Annotated in this window: 5 protein-coding genes and 4 pseudogenes; 7 read left to right on the top strand and 2 right to left on the bottom strand. The window is 72.8% G+C overall.

Annotated elements, in window-relative coordinates:
• Positions 1–51 precede the first annotated feature (51 nt).
• A pseudogene (locus AC2W7G_RS09760) lies at positions 52–570 on the top strand (amidohydrolase family protein); the annotation flags it as partial.
• Positions 477–1,332, top strand: a pseudogene (locus AC2W7G_RS09755) (amidohydrolase family protein). The pseudogenes AC2W7G_RS09760 and AC2W7G_RS09755, both read left to right, overlap by 94 nt.
• A gap of 3 nt (positions 1,333–1,335) precedes the next feature.
• Here the strand turns inward: AC2W7G_RS09755 and AC2W7G_RS09750 are convergent.
• Together AC2W7G_RS09750 and AC2W7G_RS09745 are read right to left on the bottom strand one after the other, a co-directional pair.
• On the bottom strand, positions 1,336–1,701 hold the full coding sequence (locus AC2W7G_RS09750) for a GNAT family N-acetyltransferase (protein WP_485868254.1): 366 nt from the start codon (positions 1,699–1,701) through the stop codon (positions 1,336–1,338).
• Positions 1,702–2,225: 524 nt separating this feature from the next.
• Positions 2,226–2,336, bottom strand: a pseudogene (locus AC2W7G_RS09745) (ACT domain-containing protein); the annotation flags it as partial.
• Positions 2,337–2,610: 274 nt separating this feature from the next.
• On the opposite strand from AC2W7G_RS09745, the gene infC reads away from it, so the two are divergent.
• The 5 genes and pseudogenes from infC to AC2W7G_RS09720 all read left to right on the top strand — a co-directional run.
• Positions 2,611–3,312 carry a translation initiation factor IF-3 gene (gene infC / locus AC2W7G_RS09740; RefSeq protein WP_485868253.1) on the top strand — a complete coding sequence of 234 codons (702 nt, stop codon included), beginning with the start codon at positions 2,611–2,613 and terminating at the stop codon, positions 3,310–3,312.
• A 1-nt stretch (position 3,313) separates the two neighbouring features.
• The gene (gene rpmI, locus AC2W7G_RS09735; protein ID WP_485868252.1) at positions 3,314–3,508 is read left to right on the top strand and encodes a 50S ribosomal protein L35; all 195 of its coding nucleotides are present in this window, start codon (positions 3,314–3,316) and stop codon (positions 3,506–3,508) included.
• 32 nt (positions 3,509–3,540) lie between these two features.
• On the top strand, positions 3,541–3,933 hold the full coding sequence (rplT, locus tag AC2W7G_RS09730; RefSeq protein WP_485868251.1) for a 50S ribosomal protein L20: 393 nt from the start codon (positions 3,541–3,543) through the stop codon (positions 3,931–3,933).
• 22 nt (positions 3,934–3,955) lie between these two features.
• Positions 3,956–4,192: pseudogene (locus tag AC2W7G_RS09725) on the top strand (hypothetical protein); the annotation flags it as partial.
• A gap of 15 nt (positions 4,193–4,207) precedes the next feature.
• A partial coding sequence (locus AC2W7G_RS09720; RefSeq protein ID WP_485868255.1) for a TrmH family RNA methyltransferase occupies positions 4,208–4,545 on the top strand: 338 nt, incomplete at its 3' end.

Below are 4,545 nucleotides of genomic sequence, written 5' to 3'. Positions count from 1 at the left end.
CGACGGCCCACCCCGGCGCCCGCTGGATCCTCGGCGGCGGCTGGGCCATGGCTGCGTTCCCCGGCGGCACGCCGACCGCGGCCGACCTCGACGCCGTCGTGCCCGACCGCCCCGGTCTTCCTGCCCAACCGCGACCACCACGGCGCCTGGGTCAACACGCGCGCCCTCGAGCTCGCCGGTGTCGACCGGCACACCCCGGACCCGGCCGACGGCCGGTTCGAGCGCGACGCCGACGGACGTCCGACCGGCACCCTGCACGAGGGCGCGATGGCCCTCGTGTCGCGGCTCGTCCCGCCGACGACCGAGGCCGAGTACTACGCCGCGCTGCTCGAGGGCCAGCGCTACCTGCACGCGTTCGGCGTCACGGGCTGGCAGGACGCCATCGTCGGCACCTACGCGGGGATGGACGACCCGGGTCCGACGTACCTGCGGGCGGCCCGCGAGGGCGACCTCACCGCCCACGTCGTCGGGGCCCTGTGGTGGGACCGCGACCGCGGCGAGGAGCAGGTGCCCGAGCTCCTCGCCCGTCGCGCCGCGTACACCCACGGACGCTTCCGGGCCACGAGCGTCAAGATCATGCAGGACGGGGTCGCGGAGAACTTCACCGCCGCGATGGGCGCGCCTACCTGGACCGCTGCGGCCACGCCACCGACCGCTCCGGGCACTCGTTCGTGCCGCCGGAGGCGCTGGCCGGCCACGTGCGCCGGCTGGACGCCGAGGGGTTCCAGGTGCACGTCCACGCGATCGGCGACCGCGGCGTCCGCGAGGCGCTCGACGCGTTCAGCGGCACCGACCCCGCCCGGCGCCACCACGTCGCGCACCTGCAGGTCGTCCACCCCGACGACCGCGGGCGCTTCGCCGCGCTGGGCGTCGCGGCCAACCTGCAGATGCTGTGGGCCTGCCTGGACGAGCAGATGGTGGAGCTCACCCTGCCGTTCCTCGGGCCGAGCGGGCGTCCTGGCAGTACCCGTTCGGCGACCTGCACCGCCGTCGGCGCGCGCTGGTGGCCGGCAGCGACTGGCCGGTCTCGACGCCCAACCCGCTCGAGGCCGTGCACGTCGCCGTCAACCGCACCGCGTTCGGCGAGACCGGACCGGCCGGGACCGAGCCGTTCCTGCCCGGCCAGGCGCTGGCGCTGGAGACGGCGCTGGCGGCGTACACGTCGGGCTCGGCCTGGGTCTGCCACGCGACGACGCCGGCGTGGTGCGACCGGGCGCCACGGCCGACCTGGTCGTGCTCGACGCGGACCCGTTCGCGCTGGCGCCGGACGAGGTCGGGGGAGTGGGCGTCCGCTCCACGTGGGTCGCCGGACGCGCCGTGCACACCGCCTGAGGCTCAGCCCTCGATCGGACGCACGTGCCGCAGCGGCACGGTGACGTGGACGCGCCCCTCGCGCCGCTCCACGCGGGCGACGAACCCGGCGTTGCCGACGGTGCGCAGCAGGGTGTCGTTGCCGCGTCCGCTGATCAGCGTCAGGTGCTCGGCCCCGGCCGCCCGGGCCCGGCCGGCGGCGTGCTTGAGCAGCAGCGTCCCCAGCCCCCGGCCCTGCCAGGCGTCCTCGACGAGCATCTGCAGCGTCCAGCCGTCGTCCCCGTGCTCGAGGACGCCGTGGCCGACGAGGTCCAGCCCGACCTGCACGGCCAGCCCGTGGCCGTGCTCGGGCAGCACCAGCCGGCGGGCGAAGCGCGTGGCCACCGGCATCCGCAGCGGCGTCTCGTACCGCCGGTACAGGGTGGCGACGCTGCACCGCCCGTGCAGCGCGGCGACCGCGTCGATGTCGGCGAGCGTCGTCGCGCGTACCAGCGGGGCGTCGCCCAGCGCCGAGGGGCGATGAGCGGCACGTCCGCCCCGGCGTCGCCGAGCAGCGAGACCAGCGCCTGGGCGCGCGCCCGCTCGACCGGGGTGAACGGGAACGCCCGGCTGACCCGCAGCGAGGTGCCGTCGCGCCGGGTCAGGTCGAGCACGTCGTGGCCGCTGTAGTCGGCCACGTCCGGCGGCTCGGTGCCCAGCAGCGTGCCGAGCACCTCGTCGACCGGCCGACCCTCGTCCAGCACCAGCCGGATCGCGTCGAGCCAGGACGTCGTCGGGTCGCCCAGGCGGGCGTCGTCCAGCCGCACGACGACGACGTCCTCGCCACCGGCCTTCTCGAACAGGTCGGCCAGGCGCAGCTCGTCCCAGCCCTCCGGGGCGGTCACCACGAGCTCGTCGGTCACCACGGGGCTGGTCGGGAAGACCTGCATGGCCACGATGTTGACGCCCGCGTCGCCGCAGGCGGTCGCGACCCGGGCGAGGCCGCCGGGCCGGTCGGGAAGGGTTGTTCGCACGCGCCACGTCATGCCCCCAGGCTGCGCGCCGCACGTTTCGGACCGGGGTGCATCGTGTTTCGGGTGTGCAACGGAGGCGATTTCGTCCCTCGGGGTCACGCTGGTACGCTTGTCGCTGAAGTGGAGTCCACCTCCCACCTGTCCGGCTGCGATGCTGGAGGGTCTCGCCGGACCTGCAGCACTCGGTCCGGCCCGTGCAGGGCGTCCCTCGGACGTCCTGGTCACTGGTGGCCTCCGTCTTCGACGGAGGCCTTTCTTGTTGGGCCTCCAGCCTATTGATCGAACCTTGGAGGCACCTATCAGCAACGAGCTGCGCGTCAACGACCGGATCCGTGTGCCCGAAGTGCGTCTGGTCGGACCGAACGGCGAGCAGGTGGGCATCGTCCGGATCGAGGACGCCCTGCGGCTCGCCGCGGAGGCCGACCTCGACCTCGTCGAGGTCGCCGCGACCGCGCGTCCGCCGGTCTGCCGCCTGATGGACTACGGCAAGTTCAAGTACGAGAACGCCCAGAAGGCCCGTGAGTCCCGGCGCAACCAGACCAACACGATCATCAAGGAGATGAAGCTCCGCCCGAAGATCGACCAGCACGACTACGACACCAAGAAGGGTCACGTCGTGCGGTTCCTCAAGGGTGGGGACAAGGTCAAGATCACGATCATGTTCCGTGGTCGCGAGCAGCACCGCCCCGAGCTGGGCTACCGGCTGCTGCAGCGCCTCGCCGGCGACGTGGAGGACCTCGGCTTCATCGAGTCCAACGCCCGCCAGGACGGACGCAACATGACGATGGTCCTGGCCCCGCACAAGAAGAAGTCCGAGGCCCAGGCCGAGGTCAAGGCGGCCAAGGCCGAGTCGACCGCTGCCAAGACCGCCGAGCGCGAGGCCGAGGAAGCCGCCGAGAAGGCGCACCGCGAAGCCCAGAAGTCCACTGCGACGCCGAAGAAGCCCCGTCGTCGCTCCGAAAACCTCGACCCAGACATGGAGGCATGAGATGCCGAAGTTCAAGCCGCACTCGGGCATGAAGAAGCGCGTCAAGAAGACCGGTTCGGGCAAGCTCCGTCGCGAGCAGACCGGCAAGCGACACCTGCTGGAGCACAAGCCCAGCACGCGCACGCGTCGTCTCGACGGCACGGTGGACGTCGCCAAGGCGGACACCAAGCGCGTCAAGAAGATGCTCGGCCTCTGACCCTCTTTCCCTGAACCACTAAGGAGCACCCCATGGCACGCGTCAAGCGTTCCGTCAACGCGCAGAAGAAGCGCCGCGAGACCCTCGAGCGCGCGTCGGGCTACCGCGGCCAGCGCTCGCGCCTGTACCGCAAGGCCAAGGAGCAGGTCACCCACTCGCTGGTCTACAACTACCGTGACCGCAAGGCGAAGAAGGGCGACTTCCGCAAGCTGTGGATCCAGCGCATCAACGCTGCGGTCCGCGCGGAGGGCATGACCTACAACCGCTTCATCCAGGGCATCAAGGCCGCGGGTGTCGAGGTCGACCGCAAGATCCTGGCCGACCTGGCCGTGAACGACCCGGCCGCGTTCTCCGCGCTCGTCGAGCTGGCCAAGAACAGCCTGCCCGAGGACGTCAACGCGCCCAAGGATCCCGCTGCGGCCTGACGCCCGGCGCGACCCGCACGAGATGGCGAGCCCCGACGCCCTGACCGTCCGCTCCGGACGGATCAGGACGGCCCGGCGGCTCGCCACTCGTGCGTTCCGGGAGAAGACGCGCGAGTTCCTCGCGGAGGGGCCGCAGGCCGTCCGCGAGGCGCTCGGCGTGCCCGCGTCGTCCGCGAGGTGTACGCCACGCAGGCGGCGACCGCGTCCCACGCCGACCTGGTCTCCGCGGCCCGGGCCGAGCAGGTCGCCTGGCACGTCGTCGGCGACGAGCGTGGTGGAGGCGCTCAGGGACACCGTGCAGCCGCAGGGCGTCGTGGCCCGCTGCGGCTTCGTCGAGACCGACCTGGACGCCCTGCTGTCGACGCCGGTCCGCTTCGTCGTCGTGTGCGCGGAGATCCGCGACCCCGGCAACGCCGGCGCGGTCATCCGCTGCGCCGACGCCGCGGGCGCCGACGGCGTCGTGCTGGCCGGTGACTCGGTCGACCCGTACAACCCCAAGGCGGTCCGCGCCACGGTGGGCAGCCTGTTCCACCTGCCCGTCGTCCGCGACCGCGACACCGCGAGCGTCCTGGCCCGGCTGCAGGAGGCCGGGCTGCAGGTGCTGGCCGCCGA

This window comes from Aeromicrobium sp. PFPM2_SD2 (assembly GCF_057364525.1).
Note: the sequence above shows the minus strand (reverse complement) of the source record. Positions and strands in the feature narration are given on the sequence as shown.

What these genes read in the sequence shown, in the direction of transcription:
- rpmI (WP_485868252.1), top strand. Translation starts at nt 3,314, where the DNA reads ATGCCGAAGTTCAAGCCGCACTCGGGCATGAAGAAGCGCGTCAAGAAG.
- rplT (WP_485868251.1), top strand. Translation starts at nt 3,541, where the DNA reads ATGGCACGCGTCAAGCGTTCCGTCAACGCGCAGAAGAAGCGCCGCGAG.
- AC2W7G_RS09750 (WP_485868254.1), bottom strand. Translation starts at nt 1,701, where the DNA reads ATGCCGGTGGCCACGCGCTTCGCCCGCCGGCTGGTGCTGCCCGAGCAC.